This window comes from Flavobacterium silvaticum (assembly GCF_012911565.1).
Lineage (GTDB): Bacteria > Bacteroidota > Bacteroidia > Flavobacteriales > Flavobacteriaceae > Flavobacterium > Flavobacterium silvaticum.
On the sequence record NZ_JAAMPU010000104.1, the window covers coordinates 139,348 to 165,972 of the forward strand.

Annotated in this window: 19 protein-coding genes; 5 read left to right on the forward strand and 14 right to left on the reverse strand. The window is 45.6% G+C overall.

Annotation, left to right across the window (positions count from 1 at the left end):
• Window positions 1–7: 7 nt before the first annotated feature.
• From G6047_RS08725 to G6047_RS08745, 5 genes are all read right to left on the reverse strand, one after another.
• Complete coding sequence (locus G6047_RS08725; RefSeq protein ID WP_169527222.1) at window positions 8–1,939, reverse strand: tetratricopeptide repeat-containing sensor histidine kinase; 1,932 nt, start codon at window positions 1,937–1,939, stop codon at window positions 8–10.
• A 177-nt stretch (window positions 1,940–2,116) separates the two neighbouring features.
• Complete coding sequence (locus tag G6047_RS08730) at window positions 2,117–9,802, reverse strand: hypothetical protein (protein WP_169527223.1); 7,686 nt, start codon at window positions 9,800–9,802, stop codon at window positions 2,117–2,119.
• Between the two features lie 301 nt (window positions 9,803–10,103).
• Window positions 10,104–10,559: an SRPBCC family protein gene (locus tag G6047_RS08735; protein ID WP_169527224.1), complete on the reverse strand. Its 456-nt coding sequence runs from the start codon at window positions 10,557–10,559 to the stop codon at window positions 10,104–10,106.
• Between the two features lie 2 nt (window positions 10,560–10,561).
• On the reverse strand, window positions 10,562–11,002 hold the full coding sequence (locus G6047_RS08740) for an SRPBCC family protein (RefSeq protein ID WP_169527225.1): 441 nt from the start codon (window positions 11,000–11,002) through the stop codon (window positions 10,562–10,564).
• A 7-nt stretch (window positions 11,003–11,009) separates the two neighbouring features.
• Window positions 11,010–11,315: an ArsR/SmtB family transcription factor gene (locus tag G6047_RS08745; RefSeq protein ID WP_169527226.1), complete on the reverse strand. Its 306-nt coding sequence runs from the start codon at window positions 11,313–11,315 to the stop codon at window positions 11,010–11,012.
• Window positions 11,316–11,582: 267 nt separating this feature from the next.
• On the opposite strand from G6047_RS08745, the gene G6047_RS08750 reads away from it, so the two are divergent.
• From G6047_RS08750 to G6047_RS08765, 4 genes are all read left to right on the forward strand, one after another.
• The gene (locus G6047_RS08750) at window positions 11,583–11,894 is read left to right on the forward strand and encodes a DUF6660 family protein (RefSeq protein WP_169527227.1); all 312 of its coding nucleotides are present in this window, start codon (window positions 11,583–11,585) and stop codon (window positions 11,892–11,894) included.
• Window positions 11,895–11,936: 42 nt separating this feature from the next.
• Entirely contained in the window at window positions 11,937–13,907 is a 1,971-nt protein-coding gene (locus G6047_RS08755; RefSeq protein ID WP_169527228.1) for a TonB-dependent receptor plug domain-containing protein, read from the forward strand.
• A 125-nt stretch (window positions 13,908–14,032) separates the two neighbouring features.
• Window positions 14,033–16,093, forward strand: coding sequence for a CotH kinase family protein (locus G6047_RS08760; protein ID WP_169527229.1), 2,061 nt, complete (start codon window positions 14,033–14,035; stop codon window positions 16,091–16,093).
• Window positions 16,093–17,055 carry an ion channel gene (locus tag G6047_RS08765; RefSeq protein WP_169527230.1) on the forward strand — a complete coding sequence of 321 codons (963 nt, stop codon included), beginning with the start codon at window positions 16,093–16,095 and terminating at the stop codon, window positions 17,053–17,055. Before G6047_RS08760 ends, G6047_RS08765 begins: the two co-directional genes overlap by 1 nt.
• Window positions 17,056–17,106: 51 nt before the next feature.
• Here G6047_RS08765 and G6047_RS08770 read toward each other — a convergent pair whose 3' ends face one another.
• The 6 genes from G6047_RS08770 to G6047_RS08795 all read right to left on the reverse strand — a co-directional run bounded on the left by G6047_RS08770 (window position 17,107) and on the right by G6047_RS08795 (window position 23,915).
• Window positions 17,107–18,747 carry an FG-GAP-like repeat-containing protein gene (locus G6047_RS08770; protein WP_169527231.1) on the reverse strand — a complete coding sequence of 547 codons (1,641 nt, stop codon included), beginning with the start codon at window positions 18,745–18,747 and terminating at the stop codon, window positions 17,107–17,109.
• 25 nt (window positions 18,748–18,772) lie between these two features.
• Window positions 18,773–19,921, reverse strand: coding sequence for a hypothetical protein (locus tag G6047_RS08775; RefSeq protein WP_169527232.1), 1,149 nt, complete (start codon window positions 19,919–19,921; stop codon window positions 18,773–18,775).
• A gap of 104 nt (window positions 19,922–20,025) precedes the next feature.
• Complete coding sequence (locus G6047_RS08780; RefSeq protein WP_169527233.1) at window positions 20,026–20,574, reverse strand: acyl-CoA thioesterase; 549 nt, start codon at window positions 20,572–20,574, stop codon at window positions 20,026–20,028.
• Window positions 20,571–21,950: a DNA recombination protein RmuC gene (gene rmuC / locus G6047_RS08785; RefSeq protein ID WP_169527234.1), complete on the reverse strand. Its 1,380-nt coding sequence runs from the start codon at window positions 21,948–21,950 to the stop codon at window positions 20,571–20,573. The genes G6047_RS08780 and rmuC overlap by 4 nt, the downstream gene beginning before the upstream one ends.
• A gap of 142 nt (window positions 21,951–22,092) precedes the next feature.
• Window positions 22,093–22,362, reverse strand: coding sequence for a hypothetical protein (locus G6047_RS08790; RefSeq protein ID WP_169527235.1), 270 nt, complete (start codon window positions 22,360–22,362; stop codon window positions 22,093–22,095).
• Window positions 22,363–22,511: 149 nt separating this feature from the next.
• Window positions 22,512–23,915: an MATE family efflux transporter gene (locus tag G6047_RS08795; RefSeq protein WP_211165412.1), complete on the reverse strand. Its 1,404-nt coding sequence runs from the start codon at window positions 23,913–23,915 to the stop codon at window positions 22,512–22,514.
• Between the two features lie 566 nt (window positions 23,916–24,481).
• On the opposite strand from G6047_RS08795, the gene G6047_RS08800 reads away from it, so the two are divergent.
• Window positions 24,482–25,018 (forward strand): YceI family protein, encoded by a 537-nt coding sequence (locus tag G6047_RS08800; protein WP_169527236.1) that lies wholly within the window; start codon window positions 24,482–24,484, stop codon window positions 25,016–25,018.
• Here the strand turns inward: G6047_RS08800 and G6047_RS08805 are convergent, their stop codons facing one another.
• The 3 genes from G6047_RS08805 to G6047_RS08815 form a co-directional block, all read right to left on the reverse strand.
• Window positions 25,019–25,297, reverse strand: coding sequence for a hypothetical protein (locus tag G6047_RS08805; protein WP_169527237.1), 279 nt, complete (start codon window positions 25,295–25,297; stop codon window positions 25,019–25,021).
• Between the two features lie 58 nt (window positions 25,298–25,355).
• A complete protein-coding gene (locus G6047_RS08810) occupies window positions 25,356–25,856 on the reverse strand; it encodes a hypothetical protein (protein ID WP_169527238.1) in 501 nt (166 codons plus the stop codon).
• A gap of 78 nt (window positions 25,857–25,934) precedes the next feature.
• Window positions 25,935–26,606, reverse strand: coding sequence for an HAD family hydrolase (locus tag G6047_RS08815; RefSeq protein WP_169527239.1), 672 nt, complete (start codon window positions 26,604–26,606; stop codon window positions 25,935–25,937).
• Between the last annotated feature and the right edge of the window lie 19 nt (window positions 26,607–26,625).

Below are 26,625 nucleotides of genomic sequence, written 5' to 3' on the forward strand. Positions count from 1 at the left end.
TTGGGGCTTATTGTATGTATTGGACAGGGAGTTTGAGGCTGACTTTTGTGCCGTTTTCACCAAAGGCACTTCGGTCTGTAATTTCTATATTGGCAGCTCTTGATGTGGCCGATTCCATGATTTCAAGCCGTTTGCGTGTAATCTGCAGCGCCATCGATTTGTGTGCGGTGACCGAATTCTGGCGTAATTCCTTTGATTTTTCAATCCCGATTCCATCGTCGGTTATCGTACAGATCAGCTGATCGTTTTCGACATCAAAATACACATCCACCTTTCCGCCGGTTTCTTTGGGGACGATGCCGTGAAGGATGGCATTTTCAACAAATGGCTGGATCAAAAGCGGCGGCAATCCCATATTGAATTCAACGTTGTCACTCGCGCTTATGGTGAATTTGAAAATGTTGTGGAACCGCAGTTGTTCGAGTTCGAGGTAATTCTGCAGGCTTTCGATTTCCTTGTCTATCGGAATCAGTGAATCTTTTGAATATTCCAAAGTCAGCCGCATCAGTTTGGAGAATTTTGACAGGTATTTGAGTGCCGAATCTGTCCCATTCTGCACAATGAAACTCGAAATCGAGCTCAGGCAGTTGAAAACGAAATGCGGGTTCATTTGTAAATGCAGTGCTTTCTGTTCGTATTCGGCGACTTCTTTCTGGAGCGTCAGCCGTTTTTTTACTTGCATCCGGTTATACAAAACCAGTATCAAACCGAGCAATAACAAAGTGCCAAAAATCCCAAAAAGCAACAATTGCGTGTGGCGTTTGTTCTGTTCTTCAAGCAACGCTTCTTTCTTTTTGTACTCAAAGTTCATCTCGGTCTGGGCGAACTTTTTGGCGTTTTCCATTTTGGCGATGCTGTCGCGGCCAGAAACGTAATTTTTGTAGTGAAGCAATGCTTTGTCCGGCGAATTCAATGCGGTATAAATTTCACTCAGCAATTGCTCCGAATGGAATCCTTGGTCGAGCGAACCGATTTCATTCGCATAGGCAAGCGATTTTTCGGTCAAAGGCAAAGCGGCACTAAAATTTTTCTGGTCGAAAGCCAGTTGCCCGAGTTTGTACAACGCCAGTGATGCCCCGAATTTATTCTGCATTTTCTCGTACATTCCGAGTGATTCGGTGTATGATTTTTCGGCTTCCCCAAACTGCTTTTCGCGTTTGTAATAATCACCCAAGTAATTCTTGAGCAACGCAAAACCGCGCAGGTTGTCGCCTTTTTCGAATTGTTTTTTGGCGAGGATGTAGCTTTCAAGTGCTTTCTGATCCTGATTCTGCTCAAAGTAAATAGCCCCAATGTTGGTGTACGTTACGGCCGCTGCCTGCTCGCCATTTTCCAGTTGAATTTTGAGTGCTTTGTTGAGGTATTCGAGTGCTTTTGGATAATTGACCTGGGATTTATAAACGATTCCAATGTTGTTGTACGCCTTTGAAATAAAGTTTTTGTTGTCGATTTCCACATACAGTTTCAGGGCTTTCTGGTACATTTCAAGCGCCATGAAATAATTGCTCTGTTCCGAATAGACGACTCCGCCGCTTGCGTAAGACCGGGCGAGTCCTTTTTTTAATGTAGCGTTAGTGTCATCGGCGGCCAGTAATTTATGGTAAAGCGCCTGGGCCTTTGAAAATTCAACAAGGGCCGGTTTGTATTTTCCGAGGATGATAAGGGAATTCCCGGTGTTCAGGAATGATTCGGCAATACCTTCTTCAAAATTGATTTTACGTGAAAAGGCAAGCGCGACCGATGCATAATAGGCAGTGGAATCCGGATTGCTTTCACGGAACTGGTTCGAAATCTTATTGTAAAGATTCGCTTTTGCCGTATCCGATTTTACAACCGGCAGCAGGCGTTTGAGGCTGTCTGTCTGGGCTGTTTGCGCATTGCATATCGGCGGGAACAAAAAAGCCAATGCAAGTGTCAGGTTATATAGGTTACTTTTCAAAATAGGTCGGATAGGTTTTCTGGAAACAAATATAGGTGAAGCTGCCGCTGTATGTAAACCGACTTATTATTCCGTGGTTTTGGCTTATTATTTCATCTGTGCTTTTTTTGGCTTCGGGATAGGGAAACAAAAAAGCCCGGAATTTCTCCCAGGCCTAATTGCTCTCACAAAATATTTTTAGTCGATGATGACTTTTTGGGTAATGCGCGATCCGTCTTCAAGGATCGCTTTCACAATCAAAACTTGTGCAGCCACATTCAGTTTTCCGGTGCTGAATAAATTCGTATTGAGTTTGTCATCTTCAAGGATATGTTTTCCGGTCACGTCAAAAATAGCTACAGACTTGATGAATTGTCCCGCGGAACTCACCTGTATCTCATGGTCTTTCGCAATGATGTAAGCCGGGTTCGCGGTGTTTTCACCAGTTCCGAGGCTTTGGGTCGTGTAATGCAATTCAAAACGGTCGTCAAAAGTTCCTACTACAGATGTAAACGAATAGCTTCCGAGTCTTATGTCATGGTAGCTGTTGTCGGCTTTATCCAGGATGTATATGTCGATGCCTTGCGGTGTGAAGATTCCGTCTACATTTTCAAGGTTGATCGATAATGTTCCGGCAACCGTCGTTTTGTATCCGAGCGGAACCACATCATTGTTGTTGAACGGAAGCGCACGTCCCTGTATGGCAAGTTTGGTAGCCGCATCGAGCATCGAATACAGGCTCACGTAATTTCCGGCCGGGAAAATCGTACCGTCGAATTTGCTGTCTTTTTCATTCGTCGCTCCCGGGACATAACCCACGAGTGTTTCTTCAAATGCACCGTTTTCATTCGAAATGCTGAGCCAGATACGGCTTTTTTCAGGCTCTGGCGCCATGGCCGTTTCGTTGTTTGAGGCCGATGTACGGAAAAACTGCGTATTGTTGCCTGAAACCCGCATCGCGTTTTTGAATAGAGCCGAATAAGAGCCAGGCGAAAGTTCATTGTTCGCTTCGATAAAGAACGCTTGTCCCGATGCAATTTTCCCGGTAGGTGCCGCTCCGCCGGACAATGCTGCCGATGCCGTTTTGATTCCGCCGGTCAGATTGTATTTCGCATAATCGTTCGTAGTGTATTGGAAACCTACTGTTGCCGGGGCGATAGCCGTGTTGTGTGTCCACAGATAGACGGTTCCTTCGACGATATTTTCGTTAGCCGGATCTGTGAGGAATAAATCGATGTCTATAGCCGACGGATACGGATTCCCGATGAGGTTGTAGGTACTCGTCGCTTTCTGGATCGTCGCATTGATGAATCCGTTGTTCGGTACACCTTTGAATTCCCCGCTGTAGATTCCGTTCGACGCATTCGTGTTCGACCAGCCTTGTGGCGCGCGGATAATATAACCCATACCCGGAACCATGGTCGCATTTCCGCCGGCAATGCTTTGCCAGTTATTGATTTGCGGGTTGAACGAATAATATTTGTCCGATAAGGTATTCGGTGACAAATCATGTAAGGTATTGTCTGCAACCGGCGACGACCAATATGTGAAATCGTAGGTTTTCATCGCCGTTGTTTTTCTTCGGACGGTGATGCTTCCGCTGTTGACAGAAGAATCGTCTACCTGAACCAGACTCGCATTGTTCTCAAGTATCAGATGTGCCGATGGATCGACAACCACATTTTTCTGCACGACCAATGTAATTCCGGCCGGCACGGACATAGTCGCCGTTCCCGTGACCTGGCAAGAACAAACATTTAAGCTTGAATTCAGCGACAGGTTTTCCCCGATTACGATGGTTGTCGTGGTATTCGGTGTTCCGCTCCATGATCCGTTGTAGGTTACGGCTGTAGGAACGTTGATCAGTACTGCATCTGAATATTGGGTTGCGCCACAGCTTCCGCTTACCACTTTTGTCCGGAAATATAACGTCGATGTCAAACCGGCAGCCAGATAAGTCGATGAAGATGCACCCGGAATATCTGTAAAAGTCACATTGTCAGGAGACGATTGCCATTGGATGTCACCAGCGCTTCCCGTTAAAGTCAGGTTGGTCGAATTGGTTCCGGAACAAACGTTTGTCGAAGGCAATGTTGTTCCGGTAATACTGACGCTTCCGGCCTGCGCATACGGCAGTACCTGAACTGTAACTACATTGGTTGTTGCAGAGGAACATTCCGTAGTGGTCACGATGGCTCGGAAGTACCTTGTCGCCTGTAAATTATAAGCCGTGTATGATGCCGATGTCGCTCCTGAAATATCACTGAACGAACTTCCGTTAGCCGATTGTTGCCATTGGATATTTCCGGTATAGCCGGATACGGCCATCGTCGCCTGGTTCACCCCGACGCAAAGTGTCGTATCGCCGGAAGCCGCACCCGCAACGCTCGCCGGTCGGACAAAAATCATGACCGAAGCCGTACTTGCCGTGCTGCAAACGCCGCTGGTCAGAAAGGCTTTGTAGTATGTTGTCACATTCAGGTTGGTTGCGTTGTATGTCGCTGAATTCGCGCCGGTGATATTCGTAAAGGTCACGTTATCGGTCGACGATTTCCATTGGATGCTTCCAATATGGCCGCTTAATGTAAGCACCGTAGAATTGACTCCGGAACATACCGAAGCCGCACCGCCAATGACACCCGCAACCGAAGCCGGATCGACGGTAATGGCAACAGATGTAGCCATAGTTGCAGAACACGGCCCGTTAGTCACACGGATTCTGTAATACATGGTCGAAGTCAGGTTGGTAACGGTATAAGATGCCGATGTCGCTCCGGAAATATCACTGAACGAACTGTTGTTCGCAGACGATTGCCATTGGATTGAGCCTGAACTTCCGCTTACGGTCAGCACGGTGCTGTTGGTTCCGTAACAAACGGCCCCGGCTCCGGAAATGGTTCCAGTAGTTGGTGTCGGGTTAACGGTAACGCTGGCGGATGCCGATGCCACTCCGGAACAGACTCCGTTGGTGACAAAAACCCTGTAATAAGTTGTTGCCGATAAATTGCTCGCCGTGTAAGTTGCCAATGTCGCTCCGGTAATATTCGAGAAAGAACTGTTGTTCGCAGACGATTGCCATTGGATCGAACCTGTATAACCGCTTGCCGTCAGTGTAGTGCTATTTGTACCTGAGCATACTTCGGCGCTTCCGGAAACCGTTCCCGCTACAGAAACCGGAGTTACCGTAACCTGTACCGATGCACTCGTCGCCGATGCACAACTTCCGCTGCTTACAACAACTCTGTAATACGTCGTAGCAGAAAGGTTCGTCGCGGTATATGTTGCCGATGTCGCTCCTGAAATGTTAGTGAACGAACTGTTGTTCAAAGACGATTGCCATTGGATTGTTCCCGTGTATCCGCTCAATGAAAGTGCCGTGCTGTTCAAACCGGAACAAACTGTCGTCGTACCTGAAATGGTTCCTGAAACAGAAGCCGGAATAACGATCACGTTAACCGAATTCGTATACACCGTACTACACGCGCCATTGGTCAAAGCGGCCCTGAAATAAGTTGTTGCAGACAAGTTCGTCGCGGTGTATGTCGCAGCTGTCGCACTTGAAATGTTGCCCCAGGTTGCATTGTCCGGAGACGATTGCCACTGGATGGTTCCCGTATGTCCGCTCAATGACAATGCGGTGCTGTTTGTTCCGGCGCAGACCGTATTGTTTCCACCTGAAATGCTTCCGGCTACAGACAAAGCAGATAATGTCACATTTGCTGTAACACCCGTCGTATAAGCACCTGCCGTATTCGTGCCGACAGTTTCCTGGCATAATCCGCCATTTTTCCGGCGTACCCAATAAGTTGTGTTTGCGGCCGGTGTTACCGTTATGGATTCTGTCGTGAAAGGCAATACGTTAGTACCGACTGAAGTTCCGGTTCCCCATTCATAGGTAGTGTTCGGGGCAACGGTTCCGCCTGCGGCTGTGAGCGTGGTGCTGCTTCCGGCGCAAATGTTCGTAGTTCCGGTTATGGAAGTAGGCGCTGTGGAATAGTTGGTACAGCTGGTATAGTTGAAGCTGAGCTGGAATGTGCTGCTCGCCTGTATATATTCAATGATGAGGTCTTTTTGTCCGCTCAGAAATACTGAATACGTATTCGTCAGTCCGTTGGTCACATAAGCCCACCGCGTAATGACCCAGGTAACACCGCCATCGATAGAGAATCGCATACCGTCGTCTGCCGTGATCGTGAAATTATAATACCCGGGCGTAAATGTTTTTCGCATTTTATAGCGTATCGAGAAATTCGAATAATAGGTGCTGCAGATATTCGTACCCGATATTGGTGTAGGAGGTGAATTGTAGATACCGCCTGAGAGGGAAATTACATCAGAAGGTGTTGTCACATAACCCATATAGGCATAGTTGGATCCTGTGCCGCCAAATGCCGTGGTTGCAGTTCCTGCCGAACCGTTTTTCGAGGCATACACATAGCCAATCCAGGTTCCGTTTCCATAATCTGTAGTGTTTCCGGCAGGAGTCGGGGCAGAAAGTGGATTGACGGTAATCGTCTGTGTCAAGCCTGCAGTATATGTTTCGCAGACCGGATTATATCTTCGGACCCAATAAGTCGTCGTTGTAGTCGGAGCCACGATGATGGCGCTTCCTGTACTGCTCAGGGTGTTCGCCCCGATAACACTTCCGGTTCCCCATTGGTAACTCGAACCCGTTCCTCCTTTGGCAAGAATCGTTGTGTTTCCGCCAAGGCAAATCACGTCGTTTGCCACAATCGAAGTAGGCGCCGTGACCGAATTCGAATCGATGTCGCTGCAATAATTGAAATAATGACGTGGATTGTAGGTAGAAAGGTTGTAGAATTCAATCACGATATTTACGTTTCCGCTCAAATAAAACCAGGCCGAATCTTCGGTATTGAATGTTCCTGTCGCCGTAGAAGTCCAGTGGTTGACAATCCATGTAGCTCCTCCGTCAATACTAAGGCGATAACCTCCATTCGAACCAACCATGAACATATAGTTACCGGCTACAAAGTTTTTAGTCAGGCGATAACGGTATGATCCTTTGAAATTTGTCCATAGTGCCGAACACACAGTAGAAGCCATATTGTTGTAAGGATAATTGTCAAACGCAAAAGCACCTGTAGTGTAATAACCCTGGTACGTACCAAAAGGTGTTACCGGTGGATTTGCTCCATCGTTTTGTGCATAGAAATACGCACGCCAGGTGTTTCCCGTTCCATAAACCGTTGGTGTTCCAGTAGGCGTACAGGTTTGTAATGTCAGGACGTTTGAATAACCTACGCAACTTCCGGTACTCACGGCAGCGCGGAAATATGTCGTTACGGCTACATTCGTGGCAGTGTAATTGGCGGTTGTCGCTCCTGAAATATTGGCAAAGGTGACGTTATCAGTTGATGATTGCCATTGGATAGCCGTTCCCGAATAACCGGAAACCGTAAAGGCATTGCTGTTGTAAGTCGCCGGAACCGTAATTGTCGTTACCGATTGGCCTGTAATGGCAGCCGTTCCGCCGTTTGTATTTGAATTGACAGACATCAGTACCGATGGCGAAAAGGCCGATCCACAGCTACCGTTGGTGATTTTTACCCGGTAATATCTGGCTGTGAAAATGTTGGTTACGGTATAGGCCGATGACGCAGCCGATGCAATATCGGAAAACGTCGTATTGTCTGTAGAAGTCTGCCATTGTATCGTTCCTGAAAATCCGGCCAGAGTCAAAACCGTCGAATTTGTTCCCGTACAAACCGTAGTCGCTCCGGAAATGGTTCCCGGAATTGGAGCGGAGAAAGTCAACGTGATGCTGTTTGAAAAAACGGCACTGCAAGCCCCATTGGTCACTTTGGCCCTGTAATATGTTGTAGCTGAAATATTGGTAGCGGTGTAAGATGATGACGTCGCCCCTGAAATATCATTGAAAGTCGAATTGTCAGAAGACGATTGCCATTGTATGTTTCCCGTCTGTCCGCTCACCGAAACCACTGTGGAATTCGTCGCCGAACAAATGGTCGCCGTTCCCGCAGCCGTTCCCGCAACAGATGCCGCACTCACAACAACACTCGCACTTGCGGAATAAGCTGTCGTACAACTTCCGCTGCTTACTTTTACGCGGTAATATCTGGTAGCTGTTAGGTTGGTTGCCGTGAAAGTCGAAGCTGTAGCGCTTGCAATGTCGGCGAAAGTGGTGTTATCAGAAGAAATCTGCCATTGTAAAGAACCTGTATAACCAGTGATTGACAAGGCTGTGCTGTTTGTTCCGGAACAAACCGTGGTTCCGCCGGAAATGGTTCCCGTAACCGGTTGAGGTGAAACCGTAATTGTGACAGATGTGGAGTAAACCGCCGGACAGGTTCCGTTAGAAACCATGACACGGAAATAAGTAGTTTGTGTGAGGTTGTTTGCCTGGTACGAAGCCGAAGTTGCATTTGAAACCGAAGCAAAAGTGGTATTATCGACAGATGATTGCCATTGGATGCTACCGGTTTGTCCGGAAACGGAAAGCGTGGCCGAGTTTGCTCCGGCGCATAAAGAAGTCGCTCCGGTTACAGTTCCGGCAACCGCATTTGGATTTACAATTACGCTGACGGAATTACTGAAAGCAGCCTCACAGCTTCCGCTTGTCGCCTTGATCCTGAAATAAGTAGTCACAGTAAGGTTTGTTGCGGTGTAGTTGTTAGAAGTCGCTCCCGAAATATCGCTGAATGTAGCGTTGTCGGTACTTTTTTGCCATTGGACGCTACCAACCGATGGCGTGGCCGTTAAAGTACTGTTGTTCGTTCCGGCGCAAACGGTCGCTGTTCCGCTTACGGTTCCGGCATGGCTCAACGGCGAAACAGTCACCAATATAGGGCTTGATGCCACCGATGCACAGCTTCCATTGCTCACGCGTACCTTATACCAGATATTTGCCGTGAGGTTTTCTGTTGTCAGGCTTGGGCCTGTCGCGCCTGCAATGGCTGCATAAGAGGTATTATCGGTAGATTTCATCCACTGTATCGATCCGGAATACCCTGCGGCCGTAAGCGTTGTGGGATGTTGATAGCACACCGCTGTATTTCCTGTGATGGATGACGGAGCTACCGAAGGCTGTGAAACCGTTATGGTTTTTGAAATGCCACCCGAAACAAAACCACAGCTTCCGGAATCGATGCGTCTGACCCAATACGTGATATTTGATGTCGGGCTAAAAGTAGCGGTTGCTGTAGTCTGGCCTGAAATGATGTTCGATCCAATGACATTACCGCTTCCCCATTGATAAACGGCACCGGCAGCTTCATATCCGCCAGATGCTACCAACGTGATCGGGCTTCCCGAACATACCTCGTCGTTAGATGTTATGAGTGTTGGGGCAGTCGATGGCTCGGCACACGGATCAAAACTGAACGAAACGCGCGCAGGCCCATTGTTTTCATAGTATTCCACCACAAGGTCAATTTCCCCGCTCAATGAAAAAACAGCTGAATTTGTTGTATATGCATGATCATTCCAGTTTGAGAATACAAACGTGTTTCCGCCGTCAAGACTGAATCTGTAACCGCTGTCACCGCCAACCGTAAATTGATAATATCCGGGTGTGAAGGTGTGGCGCATTTTATATCTTATGGCGAATGAATCGGAATAGGAGCCACAAACATTTGCTCCACTTACAGAACCTGTCCCGAAATCGTGATCGAATTCTTCAGATTCCGTAATGTAACCGCGATATGTTGTGGTGAATGCATTAGCCGGAGGGTTTGCTCCATCGGTATTTGCATATACGTATCCAATCCAGCTTCCATCACCTGATGTTATCTGGTCTCCGGTTGGAATTGGGCACTGAGCCCTACTTTTGGTACATACAATTAAGGCAACAAGCACAGAAAGAGTGAATAAGCGTATTGCCGATTTGTAGGAATATGACATTAGTTCGTTTGTTTTGGTTATAAACATCGACCAAATGTATAATAATATCGATGAAATGCACAAATCTAATTTTTTAATTTTATTTTTCCTACAAATAATACTATTTTATTTTATTTTTAAATATTTGATAATCAATGATTTATAATTTCAAAAATCACTAATTCGCATGTTGAGAACTTTCGGGTTTCGACAATTACGAAAGAAATATATTACAATTCGTCTCTTTTTGATTTGTAACACACTGATAAATAGTACAAAAAAACAGAATCAAAACGATTCGGTTAGAGGTTCAGTAAACAGTTCATTTTCCAGATGGAAATTTATCTCCGATAAGGTTCAACCTTATTCCGTGTTCCAGCCATGCTTTCAAGCCGTCTACAACAGTCGTAAAGCCACCTGTCGAATCGCGGATAACTGCGATAAGTTCAGCATAGGTTTCCGTATAACCCGTTTCAATGCATTCCACATACGTCGCATTGTCACTTTTTGGGGTGAACCTGAAATCTACGCGTCGTTTCTTGTCGCCCCATCGAATTGAAATCTGCTCGTCAGGAATAATCTCCAGTACATCGACAACTGCTTTGGCGCCGTACATTTCCCATTCCCAAAGTACCGTTTTACCGGCTTCGAGTTTTCCGCTGCTTTTGGTAAACCAGAAATTGACGGTTTGTTCCGGATCGATGAATGCATTGAAAACTTCTGGTGCAGGTTTGCAAATCAGCATTTGGCTTCCGGCAAAAATGGTGTTCTTTTCCATATTTATTTTTTCAGATAATCTTCAATGGCTTTTACAAAATACGTCCAGCCTTCGGTAAAGTTCTTCATTGATAGCTCAGGGAATTTGTCCGGATCGAAAGATTCGAGGATTCGGAATGTCAAGGTCAGTTTCGTTTTTCCGTCAGCCTCTTCAAGGTCGTAACGCACATTTCCCATGCCTTCGTAATCCGGATATTTCCAGTCATATGCGATTGTTTTTTGAGGAACAGCTTCGGTAACAGTCCAACGATGCACATATTGGTTCCCGTTCGGATGCGGCACCGTGAATTCAGTCGTAAAACCAACTTCGGGCTTAAAATCTTCAAGCATGGGGAAATACCATTGCTTCATTTTGGAAACGTCGGTCAGTGCCTGCCATACTTCGGAAACCGGCGAATCATAGATTCGTTCCAGTATGAGCGGTTTTTTTTCAGATTCATGCATAATACTATTATTTAGTGTTCAAAAAATCTCCAAGTGCGTCCAGTTTTTCATTCCAGAATACGCTATATGTTTCGGCCCAATCCGCCACTTCCTTTATTTTTTTGAAATCGGGTTCGCAAATCCGTTCACGTCCTTCATGCCGCATCCGTATCAATCCGCATTCGGCCAAAATCTTGACCTGCTTTGAAATGGCTGGCCTGCTTATTTTAAAATGATCGGCAACCGCATTGAGGTTCATCGGCGCTTTTGCCAACACCGATAATATGTGCCGACGCGTCGGATCGGCAATCGCCTGGAAAACATCTCGTCTCATTGTGTAACTGTTCGGTTACTAATTTAGCTATTATTTAGTAATGATTTTTATTTTTTATTAGCATGATCCCGCTGCCCGTTTCAAGCTTTTTTAAAAACCGGCGCCAAAGCAAACCCCTGCACGAGCTTCTTTTAGTCGCTGTGCGGGCGTAGCATTGGCTGCCGCTTTCTGGCAAAAGGCTTTACACTTGCATCGGGGCTAGGCCCGGACTCTGTTTGCAATCCAAACAGCCAACAGATTCATGTATAAATTCCATACATTTACCTCATGAAATTTCTTTGGATATTCAGCGTCTATCTTTTGTGCCTGGCCGTATTGCCTTGCCATGACGGTGTTGAATGTCCTGAAATCAAAACAGAAAAAACAACCGGACACCAAAAACACGCTTCAGACAACGAGCAGTGTCCGCCGTTCTGCAGTTGTGCCTGTTGCGGAATGCAGATGGTGAATCTTGCCATTCCAGTCGTGATTCAATCTGCTCAAATTTCTATCGCCGAAACCAAAATGGCGGTCGAATATCAGCCGGTTTTTCCATCAGATCAGGCCAAATCCATCTGGCAGCCGCCTAAGTTGAGTTAAGAATCGTCGCAACGAACACATTCTTAACTTAATTCCTTTTACATGAAAAAATATCTCGCAGTGGCGGCCATGCTGCTGCAATACGCTATTGTTATGGCTCAACAGCCTGTGGACAAAGATTCGCTTGACGGTGAAGAACTTGAAGAAGTCGTCATCCAATCCACGCGAACCAGCCGTACCATCAAAAACACACCAACGCGCGTAGAAACCATAGATGCCGAAGAACTCGAGGAAAAGGCAAATATGAAACCGGCCAATGTTTCCATGGTGCTGCACGAAAGCACCGGAATCCAGGTGCAGCAAACCTCGGCAACATCCGGGAACGCCAGCATTCGGATCCAAGGCCTTGACGGTCGCTATTCCCAATTGCTCAAAGACAGTTATCCCAATTTCGGGAACTTCGCTTCTGGTTTGAGCATTCTTGAAATTCCGCCTCTTGATTTGAAGCAGGTCGAAGTGATCAAAGGTCCGGCTTCCACGTTGTATGGAGGCGGCGCGATTGCAGGTGTCGTCAACTTCATCTCCAAAACACCGGGAGAAAAACCCGAGACCTTGGTTCTGTTGAATCAGTCGCATATCGGGCAAACCAATTTCGGGATGTTTTCAATGGCTAAAAGAGGCAAATGGGGTTATTCCATGCTCGCTCTCGGCAATCTTCAACAGGATTACGATGTCGATAAAGATGGGTTTTCAGAACTTCCCGAATCAAAGAATGCCACGATCCATCCCAGGATTTTCTATTATCCGAATGCATCCAATGCCTTTTCAGTCGGCAACAGCCTCACATTTGGAGAAAGTATCGGTGGCGATATGACCGTCATAGATCATGGTGCATCAGATGGCCATACGTATTTTGAAAAGAACAATACCGTTCGTAATATCACGACTTTCGAATGGTCTCACAAAATGGAAAATCAAGGAAATGTGCTTCTCAAACAAAGCCTGAGTCTGTTCGACAGGAAAATCTCGATGTCAGATTATGTCTTCTCGGGTCTCAATACCACAAGTTTTACAGATTTGTCTTATGCCATAAAAAAGAACAAACATGCATTTATTACCGGTGCCAACCTGATTTACGACAGGCTCAACCAAAAGGAAAACGTTTCGGGAAACGATCTTTCAAGCCGTACTTTCACAGCCGGTTTGTATTTTCAGGATACCTGGGATATTTCTGATAAATTCATTGCAGAGGCCGGCCTTCGCGGAGATTTCGTCCAATATGCCACGAAGGTTTTCCAACAGAATCGGTTTTTTGCGCTGCCGCGAATTTCCGTGCTGTATCGAATGACCCCCAGTTTGTCTATGCGTGCCGGCGGCGGTCTGGGTTACAAAGTGCCGACGGTTTTCACCGAACAGACCGAATCGCTCCAATACCGCAATGTTTTGGCGCTTTCTACATCAAAGGCCGAACAAAGCGTAGGAGGAACCTTGGATTTCAATTTCAAAAAGCGGCTGTTTGAAGAATTGTCTTTCAGTGCGAACCAGCTATTTTTCTACACCTCGCTTTCCAATCCGTTGGTTTTGGAGCAGCAAGGAGATGCTTACTTTTTTGTCAGTAGCGATAAGAATGTGCGATCGACTGGGTTTGAAACCAACCTGAAATTCATCTTCCACGAAAATTACAAGCTGTTTGCGGGGTATACGTTCACCGATGCAAAAGCCGGTTATTTGTCAGGCAGCCAATTCCTGCCGCTTGTCCCAAAAAATAAAGTGAACCTGACGTTGCTGTATGAAAAGGAACGCAATTTCAAGTTCGGGCTTGAAGGGTATTTTACTGACAAGCAGTATTTGTATGATGCGACGCCTACGCCATCCTTCTGGGAATTCGGTTTTTCCGCAGAAAAGTATCTGGGGGATTTCAGTTTCTACGTCAACCTCGAGAATTTCACCGACGAGCGCCAGAGCCGTTACAAAAGTGTCGTAAACGGACCGGCGACGAATCCGACATTCGATGATATCTGGAACCATACCGAAGGTTTTGTATTCAGTGCCGGTCTCAAGTATCGGTTGTAGCATAATCTTCACAAAATCAAACCGGCATCTTAAAGTGCCGGTTTTTTTATTGTCTCAAGCAATGTTTTGTTAAGGTTAATTTAAGTTTAATTAAAAGATATATTTGCAAAAAGACAAGTATGCGAATGAAAACTACCTTTGTTGGGTTTCGGTCCATTTTTAAGATCCTATTGCTATGCGGAATCCTCTTTTCCGGAAAAATTTCCGCCCAGGTTTTTACAGATAGCAATCTGCCCATCGTCATCATAAACACAGATATCGATCCGAATACGGGTCAGCCGTATGAAATTCCCGATGATCCGCGTGTGCTCGGAAACATGAAAATCATAAAGCATCCTGACGGTTCCAGAAATTACCTGTCGGATCAGGACAATGCCGCTTTCCTCAATTATAATGGCCGTATGAATATTGAGATACGAGGCGCGACGTCCCAGGATTTGCCAAAAAAGCAATATGGACTCACGACGCTTCAGGCCGACAATTCCAGCAATAACAACGTAAGCCTTTTGGGAATGCCGAGTGAGAATGACTGGGTTTTGAACGGACTTGCCTTCGATCCGTCGTTAATACGCGATTATCTGTCGTACAATTTGTCACGTCTTATGGGGAATTATGCCCCCCGAACGGTCTATTGCGAAGTTGTCATCAATGGAGATTACAAAGGGCTGTACATTTTGCAGGAAAAGATAAAGGCCGATTCGAATAGGGTCAACGTGGTCAAAATTACGGCATCGGACAACACAGAACCTACTATTTCCGGAGGTTATATCACCAAAGCCGATAGGGAAGACGAAGACGATCCGGTTGCATGGATTATGCCGTCCTATGAATGGCAAACCACTTATATCCACGATTTGCCAAAGCCCGAAGACGTGACGGCGGCACAGGACGATTTCATACATGATGTATTTGAGACGCTTGCCTCAACCGCACATGCCGACAATCTGAGCCTCGACAATGGCTTTCCCTCTGTCATTGACATTCCCAGTTTTGTAGACTTCATGATTTCAAGCGAACTGGCGTCGAATGTAGATTCGTATCAGCTCAGCACATATTTCCATAAAGACAGAAAGGGCAAATTGCGTGCAGGCCCAATATGGGATTACAATCTTACCTATGGAAATGACTTGTTCAATTATGGTCTCGACCGCAGTCATACAGATGTATGGCAATTCGACAATGGCGACAACACAGGTTCTAAATTCTGGAAAGATTTGTTCGATAATGAAACCTTCAAATGCTATTTGTCCAAGCGTTTCCATGACCTGACACAACCGGGACAACCGCTCAAACATAGCAATTTGTCCACGTTTATTGATCAGACAGTTGCATTGATTACTGAAGCTTCCATTCGTGAGAATGAACGTTGGGGAACGGTTCCTGACCTTATTACAGAAACGGAGAACATGAAAACCTGGTTGTATGACAGGCTCAACTGGATGCAGGAAAATATCGGGCCTTACGGGAACTGTACTAATGTGGCGGTTCCGTCTTTGGTCATCAACAGAATCAATTACAACCCGGGAACTTCAGGTTCGTTTCCGGTGAGCAACGACCAGGAATTCGTAGAGATCAAAAATGCCGGAAATGCAACTGTTGACTTGAGTGGGATTTATTTCAGCAGATTGGGCTTGTCTTATGTGTTTCCGTTTGGAGCGACCTTAAATGCAGGCCAAAGTGTTTTCCTGGCGAGTAATACTACGACTTTTCAGGCGCGATACGGTTTTGCTGCTTTCGGGCAATTCACGCGCAATTTGTCGAACAGTTCCCAAAAGCTGGTTTTGAGCGATGCGTTCGGGAATTTGATAGACACCGTGGAATATTTTGATTCTTCACCGTGGCCGGATGCTGATGGAAACGGATCGTATCTGCAACTCATCGATACGGCTCTCGATAACAACATCGCCTCAAGCTGGATTGCCACAGATACCAGTCTTTCTACCCAGGATTTAGTTTACAGTTCAGTAAGTGTCTATCCGAATCCGGTTCGCGAAACGCTTCATCTTTCTTCCCAATTCCCCATTTCCAATATTGAGATTTTCAATACGATGGGACGATCGGTCTACACCCAAAAAGTGAATGGTCAAAATCTTACCTTTGATGCCACCGCGCTTCTGGCCGGCGTTTATTTGCTCCGCATACAGTCGGAACAAGGCATCCAAACCGTAAGATTCGTACACCAATAATGGCATTATTCAACAAAGTAAACACAAGAGCACAAGCGACCGACAGCAGCGGCTTTGGGACTAATCCCGGAAGTTACGGCGGCAGGTTCATCAACAAAGACGGATCTGCCAATATCCGCAAGCGTGGCATGTCGCGTCTTTCGCGTATCAGCTGGTATCATACGATGCTCGAAATGCCGCGTTGGAAATTCCTGCTGATTCTTGTCGCGTTTTATACCGGAGTCAATTTTATTTTCGCTTTGGTTTATTATGGCATCGGAATACAATACCTTGACGGAATCGATGCTACGGGGCCGGAATGGATCAAATTCGGGAAAGCGTATTTCTTTTCGGCACAAACGTTTACGACCGTCGGTTATGGACACATCAGCCCGAACGGATTCTTTACATCAGCAGTCGCAGCTACCGAGGCTTTGACCGGATTGCTCAGTTTTGCCATTGCGACAGGTTTATTCTACGGTCGTTTCAGCAGGCCAAAAGCATACCTCAAATTTTCAGATAAAGCACTCATCGCTCCATACAAAGGAATTACAGGTTTGATGCTTCGCGTAGTTCCTTTCAAAAATGCCGATTTGCTTGACGCCGAAGTCAAAGTAACTTTGGCAATGAGTGTTTCCGATGGAGAAAAGGCCGTGAATAAATTTTACGTTCTTGAGTTGGAAATGACCAAAATCACATCTTTGTCATTGAGCTGGACGCTGGTTCACCCGATTACCGAAAGCAGTCCGCTATATGGCATGACCGAAACGGATTTCCAAAAGGCCGATGGGGAAGTGATCGTTTATATGAGGGCGTTCGACGATATGTATTCGGCTACGGTTGCTGCGCGTACATCTTATACTTTTGATGAAATAGAATACGGCGCCAGATTCAATATGATGTATTTTGAGAACGAAGACAATACGATTACCGAACTGCATCTGGACAAGCTCAATTCCACTACCAAGGTTCAGTTACCATAAAAAAGGCCCGGCGTTTTGAACCGGGCCTTTTCGTTTGTATGTAATTGGAAATTACTCCTTGATAAATTTCTGTGTAAAGACATTTCCGTTGGCATCTGTAAGTTTCAGGACATAAGTTCCGATGCTTAATTTGCTGACAGAAAGGATGGAACCATTGACATCGGCATGCATGACACTGCGTCCGCCAAGGTCGAAAACTTCTGCTTTGGCTCCGTTGAAAAGCTCGCTGCCTTTGGTAAGGAACAACATGTCTTTTGTAGGGTTAGGTGAAATGGTGAATGCTGCAACAGCCGATTGCTCAACACTCAAAGGCGGGCTTGTTCCTTCAACCACGTGAACGGTCGAATTGGTAGATGGGTTCAGGATTTCGTCTACAATTCCCGATGGCCAGCGAACCACTACTTTTGTGATTGCAGTAGCGCTTCCGATACCAAAATGAGCATTAAGCGTACTCATGTTTGAGAATCCCTGTCCGCTGCGGATATCGCGGATTTGTTTGCCCCATGCACCATAGATTTCGACACGTGCACCTATTCCTTCCAGGTTGCTTTCGTTTCCTTCAAGCGTCACTTTTACCCACTTGTTGGCATTTCCGTCGTTCATGTAGATGTTGTTTCCAGTCTGTACATCCATGAAACCATCGTTGTTCAAATCACCAAAAGCTCCTTGTCCGAAAGGCAAATCATAACCAGTAAATGTATTATCGCCATTATTCAGGTACAGGTTGGTTGAGTTTTCCCAAAGGAAATCCACGAAACCGTCGTTGTTGAAATCGGCGGCCTGAAGTTCCCATGAACCTACTACGTCCTGGATTCCGGTTGTCGCATAAATATCAGTGAACGTACCGTCTCCATTATTGCGGTAGAATTTGTTGTGGTCGTTGCCTTCAGAAGATCCCACGTTTGACAACAGCAAATCCATATCGCCATCGTTGTCGAAATCTTCAACTGCTGTAGACCATGATTGTGAACCGTCGTTGATTCCAGCGGCAGCAGCCATTTCGGTATACGTTCCGTTACCGTTGTTGTGGTAATAGAGGTTCACGCGTTGCGGATCGTTTACCGGAGCACCGGCACGACATTTAGCCAGGTACATATCGATGTGTCCGTCGCTGTCGATGTCCGCCCAGATGGATGCATAGTTACCACCAACGGCAAGTGTCGGCATCAAGGTAGTATCGAACACTAAGTTCCCTGCGCCATCGTTGCGGTAGGCATGGCTTTGGGCGACATCGTGACATGCCCATAAATCCAGGTTTCCGTCGTTGTCGATGTCAACAAAGTTGGTTCTTTGGGTAAAGATATTCTGCGGATAAGAGGATAGTGCATATCCGGTTCCATCTGCATTTGCTTTCAAAACCGAAACGCGGCTGCCATTACCAAGCACAAGGTCACAATATCCGTTCGCGTCAAAATCTCCTGCAGCGACACTCCAGTCCGGAGAGGCAAAGCCAAGGCCAAGACCCGTAACCGCGTAAGTTGAAAGTACAAAACCGCCACTGGCCTGTTGTTTCCATACTTTAAGCTGGTTCGTTCCGACAGATACGACATCGTCAAGGTAATCGCCGTTCATATCGACGACGCACGGATTATAAGCGGTACTTCCACCAAGCGGTGTTTGTGTAAAACTCACGGTCTGGCCCATAGAAGGCAGCCCGGCCGCAAGCAATGCAAGAATGTAAAGTTTTTTCATGTGGTTTTGTTTTTTTAAGAGATAGTTATTCGCAAGTAGTTTCAAGTGAGTTGATCCATTCTTTCATAAGCGCGACACCTTCGTCATGTACTATGGATCGGCCAATGAAAGGCATCATTACAGATCCGTCGGTAGAACTGATCCGGTAAATAAGTTCCGAGTTGTTGGCATCGCCAGCTTTGATCACATATTCCATGTCTTCCGGAAGCGCGAACTGATACGGCATACAGACACCAAAAGTGCTCAGGTCCGTATTGCTGAAATTGAAGCGCATGGCAGCATAATCGCAATGTCCGCCAATCCTGTGGCAATGGGCGCAGTTAGCATCTATGTAAGAGCGAGCGCGAAGTTCGAGCGGTTGGCTGGTATCGCGGTAATCGACTGTCGATAAAATATTTGCCGGGATGTTCGGATCAAGATAACCTTCCGAAACCCATTTTTCAAGCTGGTTTCGTTGCGCCGTGCCATAATCATACACATTGTTGAGGTTTTGTGGTTTTACCCCAATCGGGATTACCACTTCGCCACCAACGGCATGGTCGGGATTCAGTTTATGGCACGTATGACATTCGGTTTGTGCGGGAATTTTATAGTAAATGTCGCGTGTTACGCCCGAATCGGTGAATGTCAGCGGCACAAAGACACCTTGTCCTTCCGTATCCAGATAGGCTTCGGTCTGTTCTTCGTTCCAGATGTAATCGTATGGTTCCCAACCGGAATCGATCATGCTGCCATCTGAATTGAAACCTTCTTCATGTGTCTTTATCAAAATGCGGGTTTCGATGATACGCGTGGTATTGCTCGGGGCAACATTGTCATAAAAGAAATTCTTGATCAATACGGCACCAACCGGAAAAACCAAGGCGTTGTCGTTTCCGTTATAAGTCGCCATGGTTCCTTGCGGCATCCAGACGAAACGTTTTTTGTGGGCATAATCGGTGAATAATTCACTCGCTGGGCGATACGGCAAAACTTTGTAAGCCGGCGTCAGGTCTTTGAGTGCGCCTTCGAAAAAATGATAGTCCGAAAGTTTGGCGTAAGGTACGTCTGCGGGGTTCAAAACGACAGGGGAAACCGGAACGTAAGCGTCTCCGTCGTCATCCTGGCAAGATACAATCAGGGTTGTGCAAACCAACAGTAACGATAAGGCAATCAGCAGGTAATTTTTCTTCATGGATTTTTGGGAAAGGCTCAAAAATAGCAAAAAATTACAATCGCAACAGAGTTTGTGTGGTTTATCCTAAAAATTAACAAAGAGGGTAATCAGAATGCTTGAATTTACTTGCTTTTTAGCTGAACCCGATAATTTGAAAGATTGTCGATCGCTTCTTTTGTCGTCGAATCGAAAGTGTCGGAATGATCAGCGTTCGATTTGCGCGATTGTATCCGATGGACGGCTTTGTAGAACCGCCTTATATCGTCCGGTGACGCTAAAATCAATCCCGGAACTTCGATGTTTTGTGCCGAATCATCTTTGGCAACCATGGTGAAATAAGACGAATTGCAATGTTTGACTTTGCCGGTGCGGATGTTTTCGGAATCAACGCGGATGCCAACGACCATAGAACTTCTGCCCACATAATTCACCGATGCTTTCATGGTTACGAGTTCGCCTATTTCTATCGGATTTAAAAAATCGACCGTTTCAACCGATGCCGTGACGCAATAATGGCCTGAGAATTTACTCGCACACGCAAACGCGATCTGATCCATGAGCATCAGGATGTAGCCGCCGTGGATCTTGCCCGAAAAATTGGAGTGGGACGGAAGCATCAGTTCCGAAATGGTTACTTTGGATGCATTTACAGATTTGAATGGGTCGCTCATAGTTCGTCTTGGTTTTCTTCGGCCGGTTCGACATCGGCACGTAACAATACATTTTCAGGCAATGATTTTTTGGCTTTGGCACCCATTTTCTTGAGCTTTTCGACACTTGAGATCAGGTTGCCTTTTCCGTCGAAGAGTTTGTTCATCGCTGCGGAATATTCGGTTTTGCTGTCGTCAATCCGTTTCCCGATTTTAATCAGGTCCTGGACAAAACCTTCAAATTTATCGTACAAAGCTCCGGCCTGTCGCGCAATTTCATAGGCATTCTGTTGTTGCTTCTGGTTCGCCCACATACTGTCGATGGTTCGCAAGGTAGCGAGCAATGTAGCCGGTGTCACAATTACGATATTCTTTTCGAATGCCCGATTGTACAACGTGGCATCATCGTTCAAAGCCAACGCAAAAGCGGGTTCGATCGGGATAAAAAGCAATACGAAATCGGGGCTTTCCATCTGATACAAATCATGGTAATTCTTTTCGCCCAACTGCTCTATATGGCGCCGGATTGAATTGGTGTGTTCCTTTAAAAGTGAAGGCCTGAGGGTTTCATCGTCTTCGTTGGCATATCGCTCATAAGCTACAAGCGAAACTTTGGAATCGATGACCATTTTTTTTCCGTCGGGTAAATTGACGATGACATCCGGGAAAACGCGGTTACCTTCTGTAGTAGTGAAACTTTGCTGCACTTCATATTCGCGACCTTTTTCAAGTCCGGATTTTTCAAGCACGCGTTCGAGTACAAGCTCGCCCCAATTTCCCTGCATTTTCGAATCGCCTTTCAAAGCTCGGGTCAGGTTTACGGCTTCGCGGCTCATTTGTTCGTTCATGTCGCGCAACCCGAGTATTTGTTGGCGCAAAGCTGCGTGGTAGTCGATGCTTTCCTTGTGTGTGTCATCTACCCGTTTTTCAAAAAGCTGTATTTTTTCCTGAAGCGGATTGAGCAGGCTGGAAATATTCTGTTTGTTCTGTTCGGTGAACTTGAGCGATTTTTCATCGAGAATTTTATTGGCGAGATTTTCGAATTCCTTGGTGAATTTTTGCTGCAATTGTTCGACTTCTTCTTTCTGGTCACGTAGTTTTTCCGAAATGTTTTCGAATTCGGCTTCTTTTCGTGTCAGGCGTGCCGACAGGTTTTCTTTTTCAGATCTCAGATTCTCCACTTCCTCAACCCATCGTTGTCCCTGTTTTTCAAATTGGCTTTTTTCAAGCAATTGTTGCTGGCGGATGCTTTCTGATTGTGACTGCAATACAGCTGATTTTTGTTCCGCTGAGGCTAAATCCGCCTTCGAACGACTTTGCGCCAGGAGTTTTCCAATGTAAATCCCTATGAAAAGGGCGATGCAAAAAGAGATGAGTGCGATTAGAGCTGATTCCATGTATCCGATGCCCGCAACTTTGGGCAGACGGTAAAAATAACGAATGCAGTGTTTGGAGAAGTACGTTTTTTATGTAAATCTTCTTAAAATAGAAAAGCCCTCTTCCGAAGGCTTTCCAAGTTAAAATCTATGGAGATTTATATTACATCAGCCCCAATTGGCTGTCGAATGATTTGTTTTTAATGCGTTGTTGCATATAGCTGCTATAGGTAAAGGATTTAGCGCGGCGTTTTGTTTTGAACACATATGGGGCGTTAAGGATTATTCCAAGGATGCAAATCGACATCAAAGTGATTAGCATTCCCATATAGATAAGGTGATTTGATTCTGTAGTGATCCTGAAATCAACAATGAAAAAATAAGCTGAAGTCAAAAAGGCTAATGCGGACAATAAAAAGGAAAATACTTTCATGGCGTTACAGATTAGGTTGGACTTGGTTTCGGAAAAGTTTTTTCTTTCTTTTCCATGTCGCTAAGTTACCTAAGTGGCCAATCTGGGTTTTTACATAATTTTAAGATATTCTTGTACGATTGGTTAAAGGTCGAAAAATCAAATGTTTATTACACCTGTACGGTTTTCCATCGGCCTCTTTTGAATAAGATGACACCTGCGATTGAAATGGCTGTTTCGGCTACGGGAATCGCAATGAAAACACCTGTCGGTCCCAGATTAAAATAAATGGCAAGCACATAAGCCAACGGAATCTGGAAGAACCAGAACCCGAATAAATTGATCCACGTTGGTGTTTTGGTATCGCCCGATCCGTTGAAAGCATTGATCAGCACCATCCCGACGCCGTAAAATAAATAACCCGATGCCATAATGCGTACGGCTTTGATCCCAATTTCCTGTACGGCCGGATCGTTTGAAAAGAAGTGGGCGAGAGGTGAAGCAAACAGCATCGAAAGTAACATCACGAATCCCATATAAATCACATTGAATTTTGCTGTCACGTAAACCGATCTTTCGGCCCGTTCGATTTGTTTGGCCCCTAAATTTTGTCCGACCAATGTTGCCGCGGCACCGCTCATTCCCCAGGCCGGAAGCATGAAGAACATCATGAGCCGCATGGCCGTCTGATAGCCGGCAGAACCTTCGTCGCCGCCTGTCGTAGCGACTAAATTGGCAAGGAAAGTCCAGCTACACGAAGCGATAGCAAATTGGAAAACGGCCGGTGCAGCAATTTTTACGAGTGCCTTTATCTGTTCAGTATCCGGAGTGAAGTAAGAAAGGAAGACTTTGATTTTATGCGTGCCTTTGAACAAGTGCCAGAATTGATAGACTACGCCAAAGCTTCTCCCGATTGTAGTCGCCAATGCGGCCCCGGTCAGGCCAAACGCGGGAATCGGGCCGAAACCGTTGATCAAAATCGGACACAAAATAATGTTTGCTATTGAGGATATCCACAAACTTCTCATTGCCATCGCGGCGTTTCCCGCACCACGGAAAATTCCGTTTATCAGAAACAACAGCATGATGATGAACGTACTTGCCATCATGATCTGTGTGAATGTCTTTCCATAAGTCGCAGCTTGGGCAGATGAACCCATGAGCCGCAAAATATCTTCGGCGAAAATGATCCCCGGAATGGCAATGAAAACATTTATGGTCATTCCAATAATAAGCGATTGTATGCCGGATCTTGACGCGCGTTCCGGATCGTTCTCCCCGATACGTCTCGCCACTACGGCCGTGGTCGCCATACTTAAGCCGATGGCGAGAGAGTAGACGAAAGCCAATACAGATTCAGTCAACCCGACAGTCTGCACCGCAAAACTGCTGTGTTCCAAGTGACCAACGAAATAGAGGTCGACAAGAGCGAAAACAGATTCCATCATCATTTCCAACATCATAGGAATCGCCAGCAACAATACGGAAATACGGATGCTGCCTTTGGTGAAATCTTCGTGCCCTCCGCTTAAAGCTCGTTTGAAGAATTGGTAAATTGAAGTTATGCGAAACATGTTTTGTTCAATAATGAAAAATTAAAATTATCTGGAAAATTGCGGCTTTAGAGAGGATTTTTAAACCTCTTTATTCTGGCTCTCATATATGTCCGAAACAGATTTTTCTTCTATTTCGATTTTGGAGTCGCTAAATTTTCTCGGGGCAAGGTAACGGTTTCAGTTTTGTTGAGTTTGCTTTAGGCTTGGTATCCGGATTTTTATTTTTCCGTGCTCACTTTTAGTTCCTAATTTTAACATGTAATACAGAAAAAATGTACTTCAATTATTTCAGGATTTCGTAGGGAACACCAACGGCCCCTCCCCATTGCAATATAGCCTTCCCGGAAATTAGTCAGGTACATAAAAAATGCCGAAAATGTTAAATTTCGCCAAGGTTTTTTATTAACTTCATTTGGTTCGCCGCTTCCGCCCCAATTCCCGGCTTTCGGTCTTTCCCGTCTCTCCCGTCTCCCGGACTCCGGAACTCCCGAACTTCCGAACTCCCAATTCCCCAACCAATATACACTTTCCAAATTTGCCAAAATCCAATCTACATTGTACTTTTAAGCAATAAACACCAACCTATGAAAACCCATAACTGGAGCCTTGATGCCAAACATTCCGAAGTTTATTTTAAAGTTCGTCACTTATTGATTTCGTCCGTCACCGGAAGCTTCCGCCAGTTTACGGGAAGATTGCTCGCCGCCGATATGGATACGTTCGAAGGTGCAACACTTGAAGCGACGCTTGATGTATACAGCATCGATACGAATGAAACCGATAGGGACGAACATTTAAAGACACCTGAATTCCTCGATGCCGATTCGTTTCCGGAAATTAAATTGAACGGAACCAATTTTCGCCATGTTTCAGGCGACCGGTTTGATTTTGATGCGGAACTGACTGTAAAAGGAACGTCCAAAACCATTCCGATGCAGCTCAATTTCGGAGGTGAAACCAAAGACGGTTTCGGCAATCATCGCGCGGGCGTGGAGTTGGTGGGCAAAATAAACCGCAAAGATTTCGGCATTCATTACAGCGCTACCACAGATGCCGGCGGATTGGTAATTGGGGAAGAAGTGACACTAAGTGCGAACCTTCAGTTTGTCCGCGAAGCGTAACTATAAATTTTGGGATCTCGTTTTTTTATTTTCCGGACTTGAAGCCGGATAACGTGAAGCATCGTCATAATTGTGGTCTTCGTTGGTCTTGAGTTGCTGCGGATCCTTTCCGGCACTTAAATCAGGTACGTCGTCTGTTGTTTCTTTATCCCTTGAATCTTTGGCCGGATTATAATCCTGGGGAATATTTTTTCCGCTGAAACCTTCATTGACGTCGGTTGCCGGTTTTTCATTGTTCCAGTTTTTGTCCGAAAGGTCTTTGTTGTCTGTCGTATCCATGATCGAAGTTTTTATTTAAGTTACTTCTTTCCGGATAAAATCGCGGCCGAATTAACTTCTATTTAAGCAAAGCCATATAGACCTCGAAAGAGTTGAGTATGTCGTTTGCCGTGCGCTCGAGAGACGGTTTCACTTCTAGATAATCAGATTTTAGTTTGCCTTCCGAAGTGAAGAATTTAGCCACGGTCAAATTCGTCAGGACCTTTTTGGCATAAATTTCTTTTACGCTGAATTTGTATACAATGACCTGATCTTTTATCTCGACGGCAAGTGTGTATTTGATCCTGTGCTGGAACGTTTCACCCTTGTTCTGGTAATAGAAAGCATTGTCTTTTGAAGCGTCGATTTTGAGTGACGATTCCGTGACATCATACACATCGTAACCGTATTCGTTATTGCGGTTGTAGTCGCCGAGCCAGTATTTTATCTGGTCCTGGATCTGGTCAAATCGTTTGTCTGGTCGTGGAATTTCGACCGGAGCGAAACCGTTCGGCGTCAGTTCAAGGTTTTGGGCTGATAGCGAAAGGGTAAGCAATAAAAAAGCGGCAATTAGTTTCATAGATTGAAATTCGGGTTCTTGTGAAAGTTAGCGAATTTCTTTTGGATTGGCGTTGCAGCGAAAATGGAATGTGGCAATTTATGTTGTGGATTTTAAAAAGTCCACATCGCAGCACTCCACAAAACTTTTGATTGTCCGGAAACAACCGTTGGCTTTCAAATCATCTGAAGATTCAGTTGTCATGATCCCGATGACGCACATATTTGCAGACCTCGCTGATCGCACGCCTCCAATCGAGTCTTCGAAAACCAGGCAATCGTTGTTTTCAACATGAAGCAAAGTCGCAACGGTATTGAAAATTTCAGGATCTGGTTTGCCTTTTGAAATCATATGCCCGCCAACGATACCATCAAAATAATCACGGATTTGCAATGCATCCAGGATAAAATCGATGTTGGGAATATCGCCCATCGTGGCAAGTCCGATTTTTATGTTTTGGTTTTTCAGGTTCCGCAGAAACTTCGTCAGTCCTTCTATCTCGGAAATATGCTCCCGATATAAATAGCGGTAGGTTTGTTCTTTTTCAAAACCGAGTTCGGTTATGCGTTTTGGGTTCAGATTCTCTCCGAAAAATCTTTTTATCATTTCGTCTATGGTTCCGTGATTCTGGGCATTGAAATGTTCCGGTTCGAGATGGATATTATGTTTTGCCAGAAAAGTGAGCCAGGCTTTTTTGTGGAACGGGATATTGTCGACGAGTGTTCCATCCATGTCGAAAATGACGGCTTTGGGTTTTATGATGTTTTTCATTTTGGTCTAAAAATTTGAT

Coding starts and splice junctions, on each gene's coding strand:
- G6047_RS08735 (WP_169527224.1), bottom strand. CDS start 10,559: ATGGAAAAGAACACCATTTTTGCCGGAAGCCAAATGCTGATTTGCAAA.
- G6047_RS08790 (WP_169527235.1), bottom strand. CDS start 22,362: ATGAAAGTATTTTCCTTTTTATTGTCCGCATTAGCCTTTTTGACTTCA.
- G6047_RS08750 (WP_169527227.1), top strand. CDS start 11,583: ATGAAATTTCTTTGGATATTCAGCGTCTATCTTTTGTGCCTGGCCGTA.
- G6047_RS08810 (WP_169527238.1), bottom strand. CDS start 25,856: ATGAAACTAATTGCCGCTTTTTTATTGCTTACCCTTTCGCTATCAGCC.
- G6047_RS08745 (WP_169527226.1), bottom strand. CDS start 11,315: ATGAGACGAGATGTTTTCCAGGCGATTGCCGATCCGACGCGTCGGCAC.
- G6047_RS08755 (WP_169527228.1), top strand. CDS start 11,937: ATGAAAAAATATCTCGCAGTGGCGGCCATGCTGCTGCAATACGCTATT.
- G6047_RS08815 (WP_169527239.1), bottom strand. CDS start 26,606: ATGAAAAACATCATAAAACCCAAAGCCGTCATTTTCGACATGGATGGA.
- G6047_RS08770 (WP_169527231.1), bottom strand. CDS start 18,747: ATGAAAAAACTTTACATTCTTGCATTGCTTGCGGCCGGGCTGCCTTCT.
- rmuC (WP_169527234.1), bottom strand. CDS start 21,950: ATGGAATCAGCTCTAATCGCACTCATCTCTTTTTGCATCGCCCTTTTC.
- G6047_RS08805 (WP_169527237.1), bottom strand. CDS start 25,297: ATGGATACGACAGACAACAAAGACCTTTCGGACAAAAACTGGAACAAT.
- G6047_RS08800 (WP_169527236.1), top strand. CDS start 24,482: ATGAAAACCCATAACTGGAGCCTTGATGCCAAACATTCCGAAGTTTAT.
- G6047_RS08780 (WP_169527233.1), bottom strand. CDS start 20,574: ATGAGCGACCCATTCAAATCTGTAAATGCATCCAAAGTAACCATTTCG.
- G6047_RS08775 (WP_169527232.1), bottom strand. CDS start 19,921: ATGAAGAAAAATTACCTGCTGATTGCCTTATCGTTACTGTTGGTTTGC.
- G6047_RS08760 (WP_169527229.1), top strand. CDS start 14,033: ATGAAAACTACCTTTGTTGGGTTTCGGTCCATTTTTAAGATCCTATTG.
- G6047_RS08795 (WP_211165412.1), bottom strand. CDS start 23,915: ATGTTTCGCATAACTTCAATTTACCAATTCTTCAAACGAGCTTTAAGC.
- G6047_RS08765 (WP_169527230.1), top strand. CDS start 16,093: ATGGCATTATTCAACAAAGTAAACACAAGAGCACAAGCGACCGACAGC.
- G6047_RS08730 (WP_169527223.1), bottom strand. CDS start 9,802: ATGTCATATTCCTACAAATCGGCAATACGCTTATTCACTCTTTCTGTG.
- G6047_RS08740 (WP_169527225.1), bottom strand. CDS start 11,002: ATGCATGAATCTGAAAAAAAACCGCTCATACTGGAACGAATCTATGAT.